This is a genomic window from Halomonas sp. BM-2019, assembly GCF_017584085.1.
The window spans coordinates 531,244-546,753 of record NZ_CP071922.1 but is presented as its reverse complement, the minus strand read 5'-3'; the positions used below and the strand labels follow the sequence as shown (position 1 = coordinate 546,753).

Annotated in this window: 15 protein-coding genes and 1 CRISPR repeat array; of the genes, 10 read left to right on the top strand and 5 right to left on the bottom strand. The window is 68.1% G+C overall.

The genetic code is table 11. The annotated features are described in order from the left end of the window. The first annotated feature begins 205 nt into the window (after window positions 1-205). From typA to J5F18_RS02750, 7 genes are all read left to right on the top strand, one after another. The gene (gene typA / locus J5F18_RS02780) at window positions 206-2,056 is read left to right on the top strand and encodes a translational GTPase TypA (RefSeq protein ID WP_346300826.1); all 1,851 of its coding nucleotides are present in this window, start codon (window positions 206-208) and stop codon (window positions 2,054-2,056) included. Window positions 2,057-2,182: 126 nt separating this feature from the next. Next, the gene (locus tag J5F18_RS02775; RefSeq protein ID WP_346300825.1) at window positions 2,183-2,518 is read left to right on the top strand and encodes a hypothetical protein; all 336 of its coding nucleotides are present in this window, start codon (window positions 2,183-2,185) and stop codon (window positions 2,516-2,518) included. A 126-nt stretch (window positions 2,519-2,644) separates the two neighbouring features. Next, the gene (locus tag J5F18_RS02770; RefSeq protein WP_346300824.1) at window positions 2,645-4,090 is read left to right on the top strand and encodes a sodium-dependent transporter; all 1,446 of its coding nucleotides are present in this window, start codon (window positions 2,645-2,647) and stop codon (window positions 4,088-4,090) included. A 102-nt stretch (window positions 4,091-4,192) separates the two neighbouring features. Beyond that, window positions 4,193-4,972: an ABC transporter ATP-binding protein gene (locus tag J5F18_RS02765; RefSeq protein WP_346300823.1), complete on the top strand. Its 780-nt coding sequence runs from the start codon at window positions 4,193-4,195 to the stop codon at window positions 4,970-4,972. Beyond that, window positions 4,959-5,663: an ABC transporter ATP-binding protein gene (locus tag J5F18_RS02760; protein WP_346300822.1), complete on the top strand. Its 705-nt coding sequence runs from the start codon at window positions 4,959-4,961 to the stop codon at window positions 5,661-5,663. Before J5F18_RS02765 ends, J5F18_RS02760 begins: the two co-directional genes overlap by 14 nt. Window positions 5,664-5,687: 24 nt before the next feature. After that, on the top strand, window positions 5,688-6,698 hold the full coding sequence (locus J5F18_RS02755; protein WP_346300821.1) for a branched-chain amino acid ABC transporter permease: 1,011 nt from the start codon (window positions 5,688-5,690) through the stop codon (window positions 6,696-6,698). Further along, window positions 6,695-8,005, top strand: coding sequence for a branched-chain amino acid ABC transporter permease (locus J5F18_RS02750; RefSeq protein ID WP_346300820.1), 1,311 nt, complete (start codon window positions 6,695-6,697; stop codon window positions 8,003-8,005). Before J5F18_RS02755 ends, J5F18_RS02750 begins: the two co-directional genes overlap by 4 nt. Before the next feature lie 303 nt (window positions 8,006-8,308). Here J5F18_RS02750 and J5F18_RS02745 read toward each other — a convergent pair whose 3' ends face one another. After that, window positions 8,309-9,514 carry an ABC transporter substrate-binding protein gene (locus J5F18_RS02745; protein WP_346300819.1) on the bottom strand — a complete coding sequence of 402 codons (1,206 nt, stop codon included), beginning with the start codon at window positions 9,512-9,514 and terminating at the stop codon, window positions 8,309-8,311. A gap of 201 nt (window positions 9,515-9,715) precedes the next feature. Between J5F18_RS02745 and J5F18_RS02740 the strand changes: the two genes are divergently transcribed. Continuing rightward, window positions 9,716-10,477: a dienelactone hydrolase family protein gene (locus J5F18_RS02740; RefSeq protein ID WP_346300818.1), complete on the top strand. Its 762-nt coding sequence runs from the start codon at window positions 9,716-9,718 to the stop codon at window positions 10,475-10,477. A 2-nt stretch (window positions 10,478-10,479) separates the two neighbouring features. Continuing rightward, a complete protein-coding gene (locus tag J5F18_RS02735; protein WP_346300817.1) occupies window positions 10,480-11,559 on the top strand; it encodes a C45 family peptidase in 1,080 nt (359 codons plus the stop codon). On the opposite strand, the gene J5F18_RS02730 is transcribed toward J5F18_RS02735, so the two are convergent. Beyond that, a complete protein-coding gene (locus tag J5F18_RS02730; RefSeq protein ID WP_346300816.1) occupies window positions 11,556-11,828 on the bottom strand; it encodes a hypothetical protein in 273 nt (90 codons plus the stop codon). The genes J5F18_RS02735 and J5F18_RS02730 overlap by 4 nt on opposite strands. 103 nt (window positions 11,829-11,931) lie before the next feature. Further along, window positions 11,932-12,525 (bottom strand): DUF4202 domain-containing protein, encoded by a 594-nt coding sequence (locus J5F18_RS02725; RefSeq protein WP_346300815.1) that lies wholly within the window; start codon window positions 12,523-12,525, stop codon window positions 11,932-11,934. 137 nt (window positions 12,526-12,662) lie between these two features. Here J5F18_RS02725 and J5F18_RS02720 point away from each other — a divergent pair, with 137 nt between their 5' ends. Continuing rightward, the gene (locus tag J5F18_RS02720) at window positions 12,663-12,986 is read left to right on the top strand and encodes an antibiotic biosynthesis monooxygenase (protein WP_346300814.1); all 324 of its coding nucleotides are present in this window, start codon (window positions 12,663-12,665) and stop codon (window positions 12,984-12,986) included. Between the two features lie 218 nt (window positions 12,987-13,204). Here the strand turns inward: J5F18_RS02720 and J5F18_RS02715 are convergent, their stop codons facing one another. Both J5F18_RS02715 and J5F18_RS02710 read right to left on the bottom strand, forming a co-directional pair. Further along, window positions 13,205-13,588 (bottom strand): DUF4168 domain-containing protein, encoded by a 384-nt coding sequence (locus J5F18_RS02715; protein ID WP_346300813.1) that lies wholly within the window; start codon window positions 13,586-13,588, stop codon window positions 13,205-13,207. Between the two features lie 351 nt (window positions 13,589-13,939). Continuing rightward, entirely contained in the window at window positions 13,940-14,761 is an 822-nt protein-coding gene (locus tag J5F18_RS02710) for an alpha/beta hydrolase (protein ID WP_346300812.1), read from the bottom strand. 287 nt (window positions 14,762-15,048) lie between these two features. Continuing rightward, window positions 15,049-15,496: direct repeats of the CRISPR family, unit length 28 nt; unit sequence TTTCTGAGCTGCCTGGGCGGCAGCCAAC. Window positions 15,497-15,510 lie beyond the last annotated feature (14 nt).

The following is a 15,510-nucleotide window of genomic DNA, read 5'->3' as shown; positions in this document are numbered from 1 at the left end:
CCGGCGCTCACCAGCCCGCCTGCCCCTCCCCCCCCCGGCGCCCCCCGGGCGCCGGCGCTGCGTTGACGGCCCATCGAAAGCGCGAATCCGCTATTACCGAGCCGAGGGAGCCTGTACAATGCGCGCCCTACATTCCCTGCCCCGCGCCTAGGGTACTTCCATCAAACGTGTACATAGGTGCGTACATATCAGTGAGACACACCTCATGAGCACGACCGCCAGTCATTCAGACGTCAGCAAGCTGCGCAACATCGCCATCATCGCCCACGTCGACCACGGCAAGACCACCCTGGTCGACAAGCTCCTCAGCCAGTCCGGCACCCTGGACCGCAAGGCCGAGGGGCAGGAGCGCATCATGGACTCCAACGACCAGGAGCGTGAGCGCGGCATCACCATCCTGGCCAAGAACACGGCGATCCGCTGGCAGGCGCCCGACGGCGAGGAGTACCGCATCAACATCGTGGACACTCCCGGACACGCCGACTTCGGCGGCGAGGTCGAGCGGGTGATGTCCATGGTGGACTGCGTGCTGCTGCTGGTGGATGCGGTCGACGGCCCCATGCCGCAGACCCGCTTCGTCACCCAGAAGGCCTTCTCCCAGGGCCTCAAGCCCATCGTGGTGGTCAACAAGATCGACCGCCCCGGCGCGCGCCCAGACTGGGTCATCGACCAGATCTTCGACCTCTTCGACAACCTCGGCGCCAGCGACGACCAGCTCGACTTCCCGATCATCTACTGCTCGGCCCTCAACGGCATCGCCGGCCCCGAGCCGGACCAGCTGGCCGAGGACATGAGCCCCATGTTCCAGGCCATCGTCGATATCGTCGAGCCGCCCCAGGTCGAGGCCGACGGCCCCTTCCAGATGCAGATATCCGCGCTGGACTACAACAGCTACGTGGGCGTCATCGGCCTGGGCCGCATCAAGCGCGGCTCGGTCAAGCCCAACCAGCAGGTCACCGTGATCGGCACCGACGGCGCCACCCGCAAGGGAAAGATCGGCCAGGTGATGACCCACCTGGGCCTGGAGCGGGTCCAGACCGAGGAGGCCACCGCCGGCGACATCGTCTGCATCACCGGCCTCGACCCGCTCTCCATCTCCGACACCCTGTGCGACCCGGCCGCCGTCGAGGCGCTGCCGCCGCTCTCCGTCGACCAGCCCACCGTCTCCATGACCTTCCAGGTCAACGACTCGCCCATGGCCGGCCGCGACGGCAAGTTCGTCACCAGCCGCAACATCAAGGATCGCCTCGAGCAGGAGCTGATCCACAACGTGGCGCTGCGCGTCGAGCAGGGCGAGAGCCCGGAGAAGTTCATCGTCTCCGGTCGCGGCGAGCTGCACCTCTCGGTGCTGATCGAGACCATGCGTCGCGAGGGCTTCGAGCTGGCGGTGGGTCGCCCCGAGGTGATCATCCGCGAGATCGACGGCGTCAAGCAGGAGCCCTACGAAGAGGTGATCATCGACTGCGAGGAGCAGCACCAGGGCGCCATCATGGAGGAGCTCGGCTACCGCAAGGGCGAGCTCTCCAACATGAACCCCGACGGCAAGGGGCGGGTGCGCCTGGACTTCATGATCCCCGCCCGCGGCCTGATCGGCTTCCGCGGCCAGTTCATGACCCTGACCTCCGGCACCGGCATCCTCACCAGCCGCTTCGACCACTACGGCCCGCTCAAGCCCGACGCCGCCGTCGAGCGCCGCAACGGCGTGATGGTCTCCATGGTCGACGGAAAGGCCCTGGCCTACGCCCTCTACGCCCTGCAGGACCGCGGCAAGCTGATCATCGACCACGGCACCGAGGTCTACGAGGGCATGCTGGTGGGCATCCACAGCCGCGCCAACGACCTGGTGGTCAACCCCACCAAGGGCAAGAAGCTCGACAACATGCGCGCCTCGGGCAACGACGAGAACATCGTGCTGACGCCGCCGGTGAAGTTCACCCTGGAGCAGGCCATCGAGTTCCTCGACGACGACGAGCTGGTGGAGATCACCCCCAACCATATCCGCCTGCGCAAGAAGTTCCTCAAGGAGAACGAGCGCAAGCGCGCCAGCAAGAAGTAAGGCAAGGCCAGCGCGCCACGACGCCCGCCCGGGGATCCCCGCGGCGGGCGTCGTCGTTCTCGGCCCCGGGATCTTCTATGCTGGTAGCCTGCCAGCCCCGATTGGCGGCCAGACAGGAGAACCAGCATGCACAAGCACGTGGAGTGGGACGACCCCGGCGCCGACAGCGTGATGCGCCACTTCGAGAAGGACCCCATGGGCCACTCGGCTCCCGGCACCGGCGACATCCTCTCGGCCCGCTACCAGGGCGCCATCGTCCGGGTGAAGGTGGAGGCCTACGTGGAGGGCACCAGCATCGGCGAGGTGGCGGCCCTTATCGCCGTCAACAACGGCCGGCGCCTCAAGTCCCACGGCAAGCTCACCCTCGGCGACACCGTGCGCCTGCCCGACGAGGCCCGCGCCCTGGAGCCGCGCACCGGCGAGGCGAAGGAAGAGGACGAAGAGGACGACGAGGCACGCTAGTCGATAGCGCCATCGGCACCGACCTTAACGCCTGCTAAACGCTGCATGGCTGGCTCCCGATGCGGTTTTGTCGCACAGTGGCGTCACGGGCCCACCAGGCCACACGACTCGCGTTCGGGAGCCTTCATGAGTACGCATAACGTCTGGACCCACAAGGGGACCTTTCTGCTGGCCGCGGTCGGCTCGGCGGTGGGTCTCGGCAACCTGTGGCGCTTCCCCTACCTCACCGGGGAGAACGGCGGCGGCGCCTTCATCCTGGTCTACGCCCTGACCATCTTCGCCGTGGGCATCCCCATCCTGATCGCCGAGACCATGCTCGGCCGCGCCAGCCGCCGCAGCCCGATCATGGGCATGCGCTTCTTGACCCGCACTCACAACACCTCCCGGGCCTGGGAGTCCATCGGCTGGCTGGGCGCCAGCTCGGCCTTCCTGATCCTGAGCTTCTATTCGGTGATCGCCGGCTGGGCGATCCACTACACCTGGCAGATGCTCACCGGCACCCTGGTCGGCGCTGACGCCGCCACCATCGGCGCCGGCTTCGACGCCCTGCTCGCCTCCCCGAGCCTGCTGACCCTCTACCACACCCTGTTCATCATCGCCTCGGGGCTGATCGTGGGCATGGGCATCCACAAGGGCATCGAGAGCGGCCTGCGCATCATCATGCCGGCGCTCTTCGTCATCCTGCTGGTGGTGCTGGCCTACGGCATGGCCAACGGCGACTTCGGCGCCGCGGCGAGCTTCCTGTTCACCTTCAACCTCGCCGACCTGAGCCTCGAGGGGTGGCTGGCCGCCATGGGCCAGTCCTTCTTCACCCTGAGCCTCGGCATGGGCGCGATCATGGCCTACGGCGCCTACATGTCCAGCGACCTCTCCCTGACCCGCACCGCGGTGGCCATCGCCTTCGTGGACACCGCCGTGGCCATGGTGGCGGGCCTGGCGATCTTCTCGCTGGTGTTCGGCGCCGGCCTGGATGCCGGCCAGGGCCCGGGGCTGATGTTCGTCACCCTGCCGCTGGCCTTCGCCGAGATGCCCTTCGGCGCGCTGATCGGCGGGGTCTTCTTCATCCTGGTGCTGGGTGCGGCCATCAGCTCCTCCATCTCGCTGATCGAGCCGGTGGCCGCCTTCCTGGTGGAGCGCTTCGACCTCACCCGACCCCAGGCGGTGTTCGCCATGGTGGTGGCCAGCTGGGCGCTGGGCCTGCTCACCGTGGTCAGCTTCAACGTCTGGGCCGAGGGCACCCTCTTCCACGCCCTGGTCGGGCGCAGCGCCTTCGACTTCATCGAGCTGCTCACCAACATCTTCATGCCGCTGGGGGGCCTGCTGATCGCGCTGTTCGCCGGCTGGGCGCTGACCCACTCCGAGGTGATGAAGGAGATGCGCACCAACGAGACCTGGTTCAGCATCTGGCGCTTCCTGGTACGCTTCGTCGCCCCGGCGGCGGTCTCCTTCGTCTTCCTGCGCGCCATTCCCCAGGTGGAGGGCTACCTGATTCCCACCGTGGGCGCCCTGGTGATCGTCGGTGCCTTCGCCGCCGGGCGCACCTTCCTGGTGGAGGACAGCCAGGAGCAGTGACCCCCGCGCCGCCGCCGCCCGGGCGGCGGCACAGCGTCCATCAACCAGAACAGACGCCATCGACAAGAACAGACGCCATCGACAAGAACCATGGACACCCTCATGGCACCCATGATCGACGTGCGACACGTCCACAAGGCCTTCGGCGGCCTTCGGGTCATCAACAACTGCTCGCTCTCGGTGGCAGCGGGCTCCATCACCGGGCTGATCGGCCCCAACGGCGCCGGCAAGTCGACCCTCTTCAATATCATCGCCGGGGCCCTGCCGCTGGACAGCGGCCTGGTGATGTTCGACGGCGAGGAGATCACCAACCGGCCCGCCAACGAGCTGTTCCACAAGGGCCTCCTGCGCACCTTCCAGATCGCCCAGGAGTTCTCCCGGCTGACCGCCCTGGAGAACCTGATGATGGTGCCGCCGGCCCAGGCCGGGGAGAACCTCTTCAATGCCTGGCTCAAGCCCGGCCGGGTGCGCGCCCAGGAGGCCGAGGTCCGCCGCAAGGCGCTGGAGGTGATCGACTTCATCGGCCTGCACCATGTGCGCAACGAGCTGGCCGGCAACCTCTCCGGCGGCCAGAAGAAGCTGCTGGAGCTGGGCCGCACCATGATGGCCGACGCCCGGGTGGTGCTGCTCGACGAGATCGCCGCCGGGGTCAACCGCACCCTGCTCGGCGACCTGGTGGCCAACATCGAGCGGCTCAACCGCGAGCTGGGCTACACCTTCCTGGTCATCGAGCACGACATGGAGATGATCGCCCGGCTCTGCGATCCGGTGATCGTGCTGGCCCAGGGCAGCGTGATGGTGGAGGGCACCATCGAGGAGATCCGCAACAACCCCGCCGTGATCGAGGCCTACTTCGGAGCCCCCCTCCATGCCACTTCTTGAAGCGCGGGACGTCCATGGCGGCTACGGCGGCATGAACATCCTCAACGGGGTGGACATGGCCATCGAGGCCGACGAAATCGGCGTGATCGTCGGCCCCAACGGTGCCGGCAAGTCCACCCTGCTCAAGGCGGTGTTCGGCCTGCTCACCGTCAGCCAGGGCGAGATCCGGCTGCGCGGCGAGCCCATCCACAACCTGCCCCCCCACACCCTGGTCCAGAAGGGCATGGGCTTCGTGCCCCAGGAGCACAACGTCTTCCCCAGCCTCACCGTACAGGAGAACCTCGAGATGGGGGCCTTCCTCAAGCCGCAGAACGTCCGACGCATGCTCGACGAGGTCTATGCGTTCTTCCCCCCGCTCAAGGAGAAGCGCCGCCAGCCCGCCGGCGAACTCTCCGGGGGCCAGCGCCAGATGGTGGCCATGGGCCGGGCCCTGATGGCCGAGCCCGAGGTGCTGCTGCTCGACGAGCCCACCGCCGGCCTCTCGCCGCTCTACATGAACGAGATCCTCGAACGGGTGCAGGTGATCAACGCCGCCGGCGTCGGCATCCTGATGGTAGAGCAGAACGCCAAGCAGGCGCTGGCCATCGCCGACAAGGGCTTCGTGCTGGCGGCCGGCCAGAACCGCTTCACCGACACCGGCGCCGCCCTGCTGGCGGACCCGGAAGTGGCCAGGAGCTTCCTGGGCGGCTGAGCCAGGGGCAGGAGAACAACCGTCGTGAACGAACTCGTCTTCTTCATCAACAACGTGCTGATCGCCGGCAGCGTCACCGGCTCGATCTACGCCATCGGCGCCATCGGCGTCACCCTGATCTTCAGCATCATGCGCTTCGCCCACTTCGCCCATGCCGACATGATGACCTTCGGCGCCTTCATGGTGCTGCTGCTCACCGCCGCCTTTCCCGGCGTGGGCGGCAGCCTGGGACTGCCCACCCCGGTGGTGATGCTGCCGGCGGCCATGGTGCTCACCGCCCTGCTCGCCGTGGGCATCGACAAGGCCTTCTACAAGCCGCTGCGCGCCCACGGGGTCAAACCCATCGTCATGGTGATCGGCTCGCTGGGCGTCACCCTGATGCTGCAGGGGTTGATCCGCCTGTTCGCCGGCACCAGCGCCCAGAACCTCTACATGGCCGGCGAGCGCAAGGAGATCTACCGCCTCGCCCTGCCCTTCGAGGGGGTCCGCGCGCCCATCGTGATCACCGAGCCGCAGATCATCCTCTTCGTGCTGACCCTCGCCTGCGTGGTGGGCCTGCACCTCTTCCTCAGCCGCTCGCGGCTCGGCAAGGCGATGCGCGCCATGTCCGACAACCCCGACCTGGCGCGGGCCTCGGGCATCAACACCAATGCCATCGTGGCGGTGACCTGGGTGATCGCCGGGGGGCTGGCCGCCATCGCCGGCACCCTGCTGTCGCTGGACGTCACCTTCAAGCCCGACCTCAGCTTCTTCCTGCTGCTGCCGATCTTCGCCGCGGCCATCGTCGGCGGCGTGGGCCACCCCTACGGCGCCATCGCCGGCGGCTTCGTGGTGGGCTTCGCCGAGACGCTGGCGGTGTTCAACTGGGCGGTGCTGCTGCGGCCCATCGCCCACCACTTTCCCGAGTGGCTGGAGATCCCCCGCAGCCTCGCCTTCGTCGGCACCGAGTACAAGATCGTGGTGCCCTTCTTCATCCTGGTCGCCATCCTGGTGTGGCGCCCCACCGGGCTCTTCAAGGGCAAGGTGATCACATGAGCACCCAGCACGAGCAACGCACCGATCTCGTCGCCGACCCGTCGCGCTTCCCGCTGCGCGAAGTGGTGCTCTTCACCGCCCTGCTGGCGGCCATCCTCGGCGTCTATGCGCTGATGGGCGCGGCCTACAGCACCCGCATGCTGGTGGAGGCCGCCTGCTACGCCATCCTGGCCCTGGGCCTGACCATCCAGTGGGGCTACGCGGGGCAGTTCAACGCGGGGGTGATGGGCTTCGTGGCACTCGGCGGCTACTGCGCCATGGCCTTCAGCGTACCGGTCAATCCCGCCTTCTGGGGCAGCGAGCTGCCCGGCGAGCTGGGCCGGGTGCTGCTCTACGCCGCGGCGGCGACCCTGCTGGTCTACGGCACCACCAAGCTCGACCGCCTCGGCGTCCCCAGGCGCCTGCGCACCCTGATCGCCGTGGTGCTGGCGGTAGTGCTCTATCTCGTGGTGATCAGCCTGCTGCGCGGCGTCACCGGGGAGATCCAGTCCCGCGCCGGCTTTATCGGCGGCCTCGGCCTGCCGGCCTGGACCGGCTGGATCGTCGGCGGGGCGCTGGCCGGGGCGGTGGGCTACTTCATCGGCCATATCTGCCTGGGGCTGCGTAGCGACTACCTGGCCATCGCCACCCTGGGCATCGCCGAGATCATCAAGGCCTTCCTCAAGAACTCCGACTGGCTGACCCGCGGCACCGCCACCGTCTCGCCGCTGCCCTGGCCCACCCCGGGCCCGGCGGAGCTGGGCTTCACCCTGGCCCGGGCGCTCTACCTCTCGGTGACCGCGGCGATGATCGCGGTGATCTTCTTCCTGCTGCACCGCGCCTACCACGCCCCCTGGGGACGCATGATCCGCGCCATCCGCGACAACGAGGTCTCCGCCGCCGCCATGGGCAAGGACATCAACCGGCGGCGCCTGGAGATCTTCGTGCTGGGCTGCATCCTGATGGGCCTCGGCGGCGGCGTGCTGGCCACCTTCAACAGCCTCTTCGATCCCCAGGGCTACCTGCCGCTCAACCACACCTTCCTGGTGCTGGTGATGGTGATCCTGGGCGGGCCGGGCAACAACCTGGGCACCCTCTTCGGGGCCGTGGCGGTCTACATCATCTGGATCATGTCCGAGCCCCTGGCACTGGCGCTGATGAACCTGGCGGTGCACCTGGGCGACCTGTGGTTCGGCTGGGAACCGCCGCGGGGCCTGGAGAGCCGTGCCCTGCAGGCCCGGGTCTTCGTGATCGGCCTGCTGATCACCCTGGTGCTGCGCTTCGCGCCCCAGGGGTTGTTGCCCGAGAAGGTCAGGCACCACGGGTAGAGAGCAACGCGTGATCTCAGTTGAGGCTGACAACTTAGTGTGGGAGCTGGGCTATGCCCGGCGAATGGAGACCGAAGGGCTCCTGGGCGGTATACGCTAACGCCAGTAACGCCGCCGAGGCGCCTGCGGCGCCATTCGTCGAAGCGTCGAACCGCCGGCGGAGCCGATCTCCCACCAGTCACTTCAAGCGTCGTGAGGTTGGAGGAGTCTCGCGAGGTTGTGAGAATCAAACATAAAGGCCCCGGCGGGAAACCGCCGGGGCCTATTTGGTCAGAGCGCTCTGGTCAGCTCAGCGCGGTGCGCTCAGGGCTCGACGAAGCCCTTGCTGACGAAAGTCCCTCCTTCCACCACCATCTCGACCACCACCCCGGCCACGTCGCCGTTCTCGTCGAACTCGTGGCTGCCGGAGGCGCCTTCGTAGTTGATCTCGGTGCCGGCGGCGATCAGCTCCACGGCCTTCTCCCACTCGCCGGGCAGGATCACCTCGCCAGGCTCGCTTGCGACGCTGCGCAGCGCCGCGGAGAGCCCCTCGCGCTCGGCGCTGCCGTTCTGCTCGATGGCCAGCGCCACCAGGAAGGCGGCATCGTAGGCCTGGGCGGCGAACACCGCGGAAGGGTCGATGCCGGCGGCCTCGGCGGCCTCGTTGAAGAGCTCGGTGCCCGGCAGATCGGGGCTGCCCGGGCGGGTGGCGATCATGCCCTCGAGCACGTCGGCGCCCACCGCCTCCACCAGGCTGTCGCCCACCATGCCGTCGGCGCCCACGTACTGGGTGAAGGTGCCGGCCTCGTAGGCCTGGCGCAGCACGGTCTGGCCGGAGGAGTCGGCGTAGGCCAGCACCACCAGGGTCTCGGCCCCCGTTGCCGACAGCGAGCCCAGCTCGGAGCGGTAGTCGGCGCGGCCATCCTCGTGGGCCAGGTTCTCGGCCACCTCACCGCCGCCCGCCGCGAAGGCCTCGGCGAAGGCGTCCGACAGGCCGCGGCCGTAGTCGTTGTTCACATAGGTGACCGCCACAAAGTCGATGCCCTTATCGAGCACCAGCTTGGCCAGCATCTCGCCCTGGAAGGCATCCGAGGGTACGGTGCGGAACACCAGGTCGTTGTCGTCCAGCTCGCTCACCGCCGGGGCCGTGGACGCCGGCGACACCATCACCACGCCGCCGGGAATGGCCGCGTTGTTGGCCGCGGCGATGGTCGCCCCGGTGCACAGGGCGCCAACGATGGCGGTGACGTTCTCGGTGTTGACCATGCGGTCCGCCGCGTTGGAGGCCGCCGAGGCATCGGCACAGGTGGTATCGGCGCTCGGCATCGTCAGGGTCTGGCCGCCCAGGATCCCACCCTGCTCGTTGATCTGCTGCACCGCCAGGCGGGCGCCTTCGTAGATCGGCGGGGTGAGGCTCTCGATGGGCCCGGTGAAGCCGCCCAGGAAGCCGACCTTCACCTCGGCCTGGGCCGCACCGGCCAGGGCCAGGGCGGAGACGGCGACCGCCATCGACAGGATGCTCTTCTTCATGCTGTGGTCCCGTGGTGGTTGCGATGTTCAGGAGTCTTTCAGGGTCTCCCTGGCCTCAATCTGGAAGGGGGCGAGGGAAAACACAAGCCGTTACAGCCAACGCTGGCCGGTCGGGCCCTCAACTGCCCCCGGCGCGGCGAGATGGCGGTGCCAGTGCCTATACTGAAATATCTCGCCCCGCCCATCGACAGGAGCCGCGCCATGCGCCCGCTGACATCCTCCCTCGCCCTGCTCGCCGCCCTGGGCCTCGCCGCCGGCAGCGCCCAGGCCTTCACCCCCGCCGGCAGCGACGTCGTCTACGAGGTGGGGGGGGAGGCCTTCGAAGGCTACCTGTCCCAGGCAGCCGGCGAGGCGCGCGGCAGCGTGCTGATCGTCCACGACTGGAACGGCCTGGACGACTACGAGCGCCAGCGCGCCGACATGCTGGCCGAGCAGGGCTACGACGCCTTCGCCGTGGACCTCTTCGGCCAGGGCCACCGCCCGGAGACCATGGAGGAGCGCCAGGCCGCCACCCGCGCCCTCTACCAGGATCGCGAGCGGATGCGCGCCCTGACCCTGGCCGGCCTCGACGAGGCCCGTGCCCAGGGCGCCGCCGTGCCCACGGTGGTGATGGGCTACTGCTTCGGCGGTGCCGTGGCGCTGGAGATCGCCCGTTCCGGCGAGGCCGAGGAGGTGATGGGCTATACCAGCTTCCACGGCGGCCTGGGCACCCCCGAGGACCAGTCGTGGCCGACCGAGACCCCGCCGCTGCTGATCCTCCACGGCGGCGCCGACACCTCCGTCACCATGGGCGACGTGGCCACCCTGGCCGAGGAGCTGGAGGCCGCCGAGCTCACCTACGAGATCCAGGTCTACTCCGGGGCGCCCCACGGCTTCACGGTGTTCGGCGACGACCGCTACCGCGAGCACGCCGACGCCCGCGCCTGGAGCGCCTTCTTGATCCAGCTCGACGAGGTGCTGTAACCATGCTCCAGCAGCTGCTCTCCGTCACCGAGCTCGCCGGGAGCCGCCGCGACATCGGCCTGGCCCACGGCCGCGCCCATGCCCGGCTGATCCAGCGCAGCATCGAGGTCTACGACCGCCTGTTCCACGACTTCGTGGGCATCGGCTGGGCCCGCGCCAGGGTCGAGGCCGGCCGCTTCGGCAAGATGATCGAACGCGACTTCCCCGAGATCCTCGAGGAGATGGACGCCATCGCCGAGGGCGCCGGGGTGGAGCCCCTCGATATCCTCACCCTCAACTGCCGCAGCGAGATCTCGCTGACCCGCGCCAGCGACGGCTGCTCCGCCTTCGCCCTGACCCGCGCCAACACCCAGTGGCTGGCCCAGAACTGGGACTGGCGCACCGACCAGCTGCACAACGTGGTGGTGCTGCGCATCGCCGGCGAGGGTCGCGCCCCGCTGATCACCATTGGCGAGTCGGGCATGGTGGCCAAGATCGGCCTCAATGCCCACGGCGTCGGCGTCTGCCTCAACGCCATCCGCTCCCGGACCTGCGGCGAGGGGCTGCCGATCCACGTGGCCCTGCGCAAGATCCTCGAGAGCCCCGACATCCAGAGCGCCGTGGCGGTGGCCACCCGCGACCGGGTCTGCTCCCCCGCCCATTTCCTGATCGCCGCCGCTCAGGCCGGCGACCAGGCGGACCAGGCGGTGGGGCTCGAGGTGCATCCCGGCGAGCCCGGCCGGCTCGAGGCCGAGGAGGGCGTGGTGACCCACACCAACCACCTCTACGCCCAGGCCGTGACCTGCCAGGTGGAGGACTTTCCCCGCCCCGACTCCCGGCCACGCCTGGCGCGCCTGGACCAGCTGCTGCGCAGCCGGCTCCCCACTGAGGCCCCGGTGGATGAGGCCGCGCTGTTCGAGATCCTCAGCGACCACGACGGCGAGCCGCTGTCGATCTGCCGCCACTTCAACCCCGCCCAGCCCCCGGAGGAGCGCATGGAGACGCTCTTCGGGGTGGTCATGAACCTGACCGAACGGCGCCTGACCCTGCGCCACGGCAAGCCCTGCGAGACCGAAGAGGCGCTGGTGGTGACGCTCGCCTAGCTCCGCCCCCGACGCCGCCAGGCACCCAGCCGCGGCGGCTCGTCCAGATCGCCCTTCAGGTACTGCTCGGTGGTCAGCAGGAACAGCCGCCGGAACAGGTCGTGGATTGCCTCCTCGCGACGCAGGTGGAACAGCTCGCGCTCCTCTTCGGTCAGCTCGGCAGGCTCCCGGGGATACTCCCAGGCCACCCGCACCGAGCCGGTGGTGGCATCACAGATCTGCAGGGTGGGGTGGGCGCCCTTGAGCCCGGTATTGATGCGATAGGACATGCGACCTCCCTGATCATCTCGATTAATGACAATCATTATCATTTGCAATCGAGAATCTAGACGCCCTCGCTCACCCTGTCAAGGCGCGGCACCCCCGGGCCGCTCAGCCCGCCCCCGCCAGGGCCTCCTCCACCAGGCCGCGCGCCTCGTCGCTCATGGGCAGCTGCAGGGCCAAAGCATGGGCCTGCGGCGACATCTTCTTCCAGGTCATCTGCACGATGCGGATCAGGTGGTCATGGTCGATCTGCTTTGAGAAGTCGGCGAAGTAGTTCTCCAGGAACACCAGGCAGGCGCAATCCTCCAACGCCTGGGTGCCGGGATCGCGCCCCAGCCCCTGCTTGCGCACCATGCGCGCCACCCGCTCGGGCGCCTCGGCGTCGTAGCCCGCCTCCTGCATCAGCCGCGCGGTGGTCTCGGCGGCCCGCTGCCCCTGGTCGCGGCGCCAGGTCAGGTAGCCGATGCGCCCCTCCGGGTAGTCGCCGCGCGGCACCTGCCAGCGCTGCAGGTGCTGGGCCCGCACCGCCAGCCGCACCAGCTCGTCGGGGGCCGCGACCAGGCGCTCCAGCCAGGCGCTCATGCGCCCGGCGTGCCACAGCTCCAGGGGCAGGGACTCGCCCGCCACCTCCACCCGCCGCGGATCCTCCGCGTGCAGGGCATCCAGGGCGGCCAGGGTCTTCGCATAGGGGGTATCGGACATGTTCGCTCCTTGTGATCGAGGGTGGATCGTTCGCGCTGACTCGTCAGCCTATCAGCGTAGCGGCTGGATCAGGACGATGGCAGTCCATCTGCGGGATACACTGATCGAAGAGCGAGGAGCAGTGAAGGAGAGGCGCGATGAAATATATCTTCGAGGTGCATATTCGCGACGGCTACCGGGCCGAGGACTACGCCGAGGCCTGGGTGCGCGCCAGCGAGCGAATCCAGCGGGCGCCTGGGGCGCGAGGCACCGAGCTGCATCGCAGGATCGGCGACCCCACCACCCTGATCGCCATCGCCCACTGGGACAGCAAGGCCAGCCGGGACGCCATGGAGGCCGAGCACGACCCGGAGGTGAAGGCGATCATCCGCCGCGCGGCCCCCTTCTGCGAGATCCGCCTGATCGGCGAGTTCGAGGAGCCGGAGTGGGTGGTGATGCCGCCCGCAGACGACCCCGGCTAGCTCGCCGCTGTCGCGTGCCTGCCCGTGACCGCAGCGACTCCAGTCTTGCTACGACTGGCGGGATCGGGGTACAAAAAACCCCCGCGGCTGCGGGGGCAAGGAGCGGGTCGGCCAACGTGCTGAGGGGACAGGGCAACGTGGCCGACCGCGCAGGGGAACACCTGCAAAAGACTGACTGTCACGCTACCGGCTTGCCATGGGCCTCATGGCCGCCAGCCTCAGGAATCGACCTTCTCCTGAACGCGCTGCATCAGCTCGGGGTCCTGCTGAACGGCCTGACCGATGGCGTTGAAGGTATCCACGTCAAGGCCACTGTCCTCGACCGCTTCGACCATCTTGTCGTTGGCTTCCATCTGCACTTCCTGCTGGGAAGCCTCATCCTCGGCGGTCTGCAGACGCTCGGTATACTCTTCGGAAATCACCACGATATCCTCGGATGCATCCGCAAACTGTTGCAGCTGCTCATCGGAGAAATCCATCGCCGGTGCCGCGGCCTGAGGCTGCTCGGGGGCGGCCGCCGGGTCCTGCTGTGCGTGGGCGGTGGCCGACATCAGGCCAGCGCTGAGCAGGGCGGCAGAGAACAGGGCAGTTATCCGTTGCATTGATACCTCCAGAAAATCGCCCCAACCAAGGGGCGTTGCGTGCATGTGCCCCCTGTGACGATAGCCGCCGCCCCGCGTTCAGAATTTTTCTGTAACGGTTAGTAACGAAGGACCCGTCGGGTATCGGGCCTCCGCCCCTGCTGAAGGGCGACACTATCGGATTGCGGCGACGCCACGGGCCCTCCTCGCTCAAACCGGCCGGCAATAGCCATCACGATGGATCAGCCCTCGGGTGACAGCTCCTGACGTGGCGGGAGGCTCCCCACCACCGGGGTGGCCGCCAGCGAGCGGCCGGGCGCGGCCGGTGGTGATACGCCTACCCGCGTCGCTCACCATCCTCGCCGGTAACGGTCACCGCGGATGCCTGCGAATGAACGACCTGATCGCCTCGACATAGGCATCCGGGTGAGTGAAATGGGGAATATGGCCAGCGCCCGGGAGGACAATGGTCTCCACGCTGGGCAGCACGCCGGCGAGCCGCGCCACGACCGGAGCGAAGGTCGGCGGACTTCGGTCGCCGCGGGTAAGTAGCGCAGGGGGAGAGAAGCCCTTGACCCATTCGAGATCGAAGGCAAGTTCCTCGGGATCGTTTGTCTCGTCCCGGAAGGTCGGCGCGTTTTCGATCAGGGTCTGCTGGAAGTCGGGCGGAAGCTGCGCCCAGGTGTTGGGGCCGAGCGCCACCGTCTCGACGAACCGCTCCGCGGCACCGGCCGGATCGCCGGAAGCGATGCGGTCGACCACGACACCGATCCTGTTTTCGACTTCCTCGAGCATCGGCGCCATGGCCGGATCGTCCGCGAGCAGCCCGAACAGCGGCGGCTCGTGGGCGACAAGCCCCCTGAACAGCTCGGGACGCTCGCCGGCCAGCCGCAGCGTGATCGACGCGCCAAAGGAGTTACCGACGACCCACGCCGGGCCTAGCCCCAGGTTCTCGATCAACGCCGCCAGGTCGGCGACATCTTCCCGGACGCTTCCTTGGGCCGCGAGACGCTGGCTTTCGCTGTGGCCGCGTCGGTCGTAGACCAGTACTCGGAACGACTCGGACAAGCCCGGCACCACCAGGTCCCAGCTGTGGTGCGACACCCAAGACCCATGCACGAGAACGACAGGCGTGTCGCCCGTACCGTGCAGCTCATAACACAGCCGAACGCCGTTAACCGTTACGGTTGCCATGCCTTACCCCCTACCGCCGGGGCGGTTTGGTTCACTCGATGAAAATGCCTGCTGCCTTTTCAGCATGGCCGCTCGGGGTCGATTTCTGCCAGTCGTGAGCGCCTTCCCACAGAGGTCCTTCTGGCTGGAATCCCGCTACGGATGTGGGTTTTCTGGCCAGCCGGGAGTTGGCCCGCTAAGCTGCCCGAGGGGTTTCTATCCGCGCGGCCCGGGCGGGCCGCGACTTGGCCTGGATCGCCATCTCGTAGCTGAGCTTGAGGTTTCTATCCGCAGGGCTTTGCCGAGCTTTTATGAGCTGCCTGGGCGGCAGCCAACTGTCCCTGGCCCTTGGTCCGGCTGCTCCTGGGTTTCTGAGCTGCCTGGGCGGCAGCCAACAAGGGCTATCGCGTGGTGCCGCCGGCAGAGCATTTCTGAGCTGCCTGGGCGGCAGCCAACCTGGGAGACCCTGGAAGCCCTGCAAGCCGCCTTTTCTGAGCTGCCTGGGCGGCAGCCAACACCACTTCAATGTGCACCGTGCATCGCCGCTGTTTCTGAGCTGCCTGGGCGGCAGCCAACTTCTGTCTTGCGGCCATCGTGATGGCGGCCCATTTCTGAGCTGCCTGGGCGGCAGCCAACGCCGCATTGCGCACCTTGTCCATCTGCCTGTCTTTCTGAGCTGCCTGGGCGGCAGCCAACGATGCTCTCGCGCTCCCGGTATCGCTTTGCGTTTTCTGAGCTGCCTGGGCGGCAGCCAACAGTCGGTGAACATG

Excerpts from the sequence above, each read along its gene's own strand:
- J5F18_RS02735 (WP_346300817.1), top strand. The coding sequence starts at position 10,480 with ATGCTCCAGCAGCTGCTCTCCGTCACCGAGCTCGCCGGGAGCCGCCGC.
- J5F18_RS02740 (WP_346300818.1), top strand. The coding sequence starts at position 9,716 with ATGCGCCCGCTGACATCCTCCCTCGCCCTGCTCGCCGCCCTGGGCCTC.
- J5F18_RS02720 (WP_346300814.1), top strand. The coding sequence starts at position 12,663 with ATGAAATATATCTTCGAGGTGCATATTCGCGACGGCTACCGGGCCGAG.
- J5F18_RS02710 (WP_346300812.1), bottom strand. The coding sequence starts at position 14,761 with ATGGCAACCGTAACGGTTAACGGCGTTCGGCTGTGTTATGAGCTGCAC.
- J5F18_RS02725 (WP_346300815.1), bottom strand. The coding sequence starts at position 12,525 with ATGTCCGATACCCCCTATGCGAAGACCCTGGCCGCCCTGGATGCCCTG.
- J5F18_RS02760 (WP_346300822.1), top strand. The coding sequence starts at position 4,959 with ATGCCACTTCTTGAAGCGCGGGACGTCCATGGCGGCTACGGCGGCATG.
- J5F18_RS02730 (WP_346300816.1), bottom strand. The coding sequence starts at position 11,828 with ATGTCCTATCGCATCAATACCGGGCTCAAGGGCGCCCACCCCACCCTG.
- J5F18_RS02715 (WP_346300813.1), bottom strand. The coding sequence starts at position 13,588 with ATGCAACGGATAACTGCCCTGTTCTCTGCCGCCCTGCTCAGCGCTGGC.
- J5F18_RS02745 (WP_346300819.1), bottom strand. The coding sequence starts at position 9,514 with ATGAAGAAGAGCATCCTGTCGATGGCGGTCGCCGTCTCCGCCCTGGCC.
- J5F18_RS02765 (WP_346300823.1), top strand. The coding sequence starts at position 4,193 with ATGGCACCCATGATCGACGTGCGACACGTCCACAAGGCCTTCGGCGGC.
- J5F18_RS02770 (WP_346300824.1), top strand. The coding sequence starts at position 2,645 with ATGAGTACGCATAACGTCTGGACCCACAAGGGGACCTTTCTGCTGGCC.
- J5F18_RS02775 (WP_346300825.1), top strand. The coding sequence starts at position 2,183 with ATGCACAAGCACGTGGAGTGGGACGACCCCGGCGCCGACAGCGTGATG.
- J5F18_RS02750 (WP_346300820.1), top strand. The coding sequence starts at position 6,695 with ATGAGCACCCAGCACGAGCAACGCACCGATCTCGTCGCCGACCCGTCG.
- typA (WP_346300826.1), top strand. The coding sequence starts at position 206 with ATGAGCACGACCGCCAGTCATTCAGACGTCAGCAAGCTGCGCAACATC.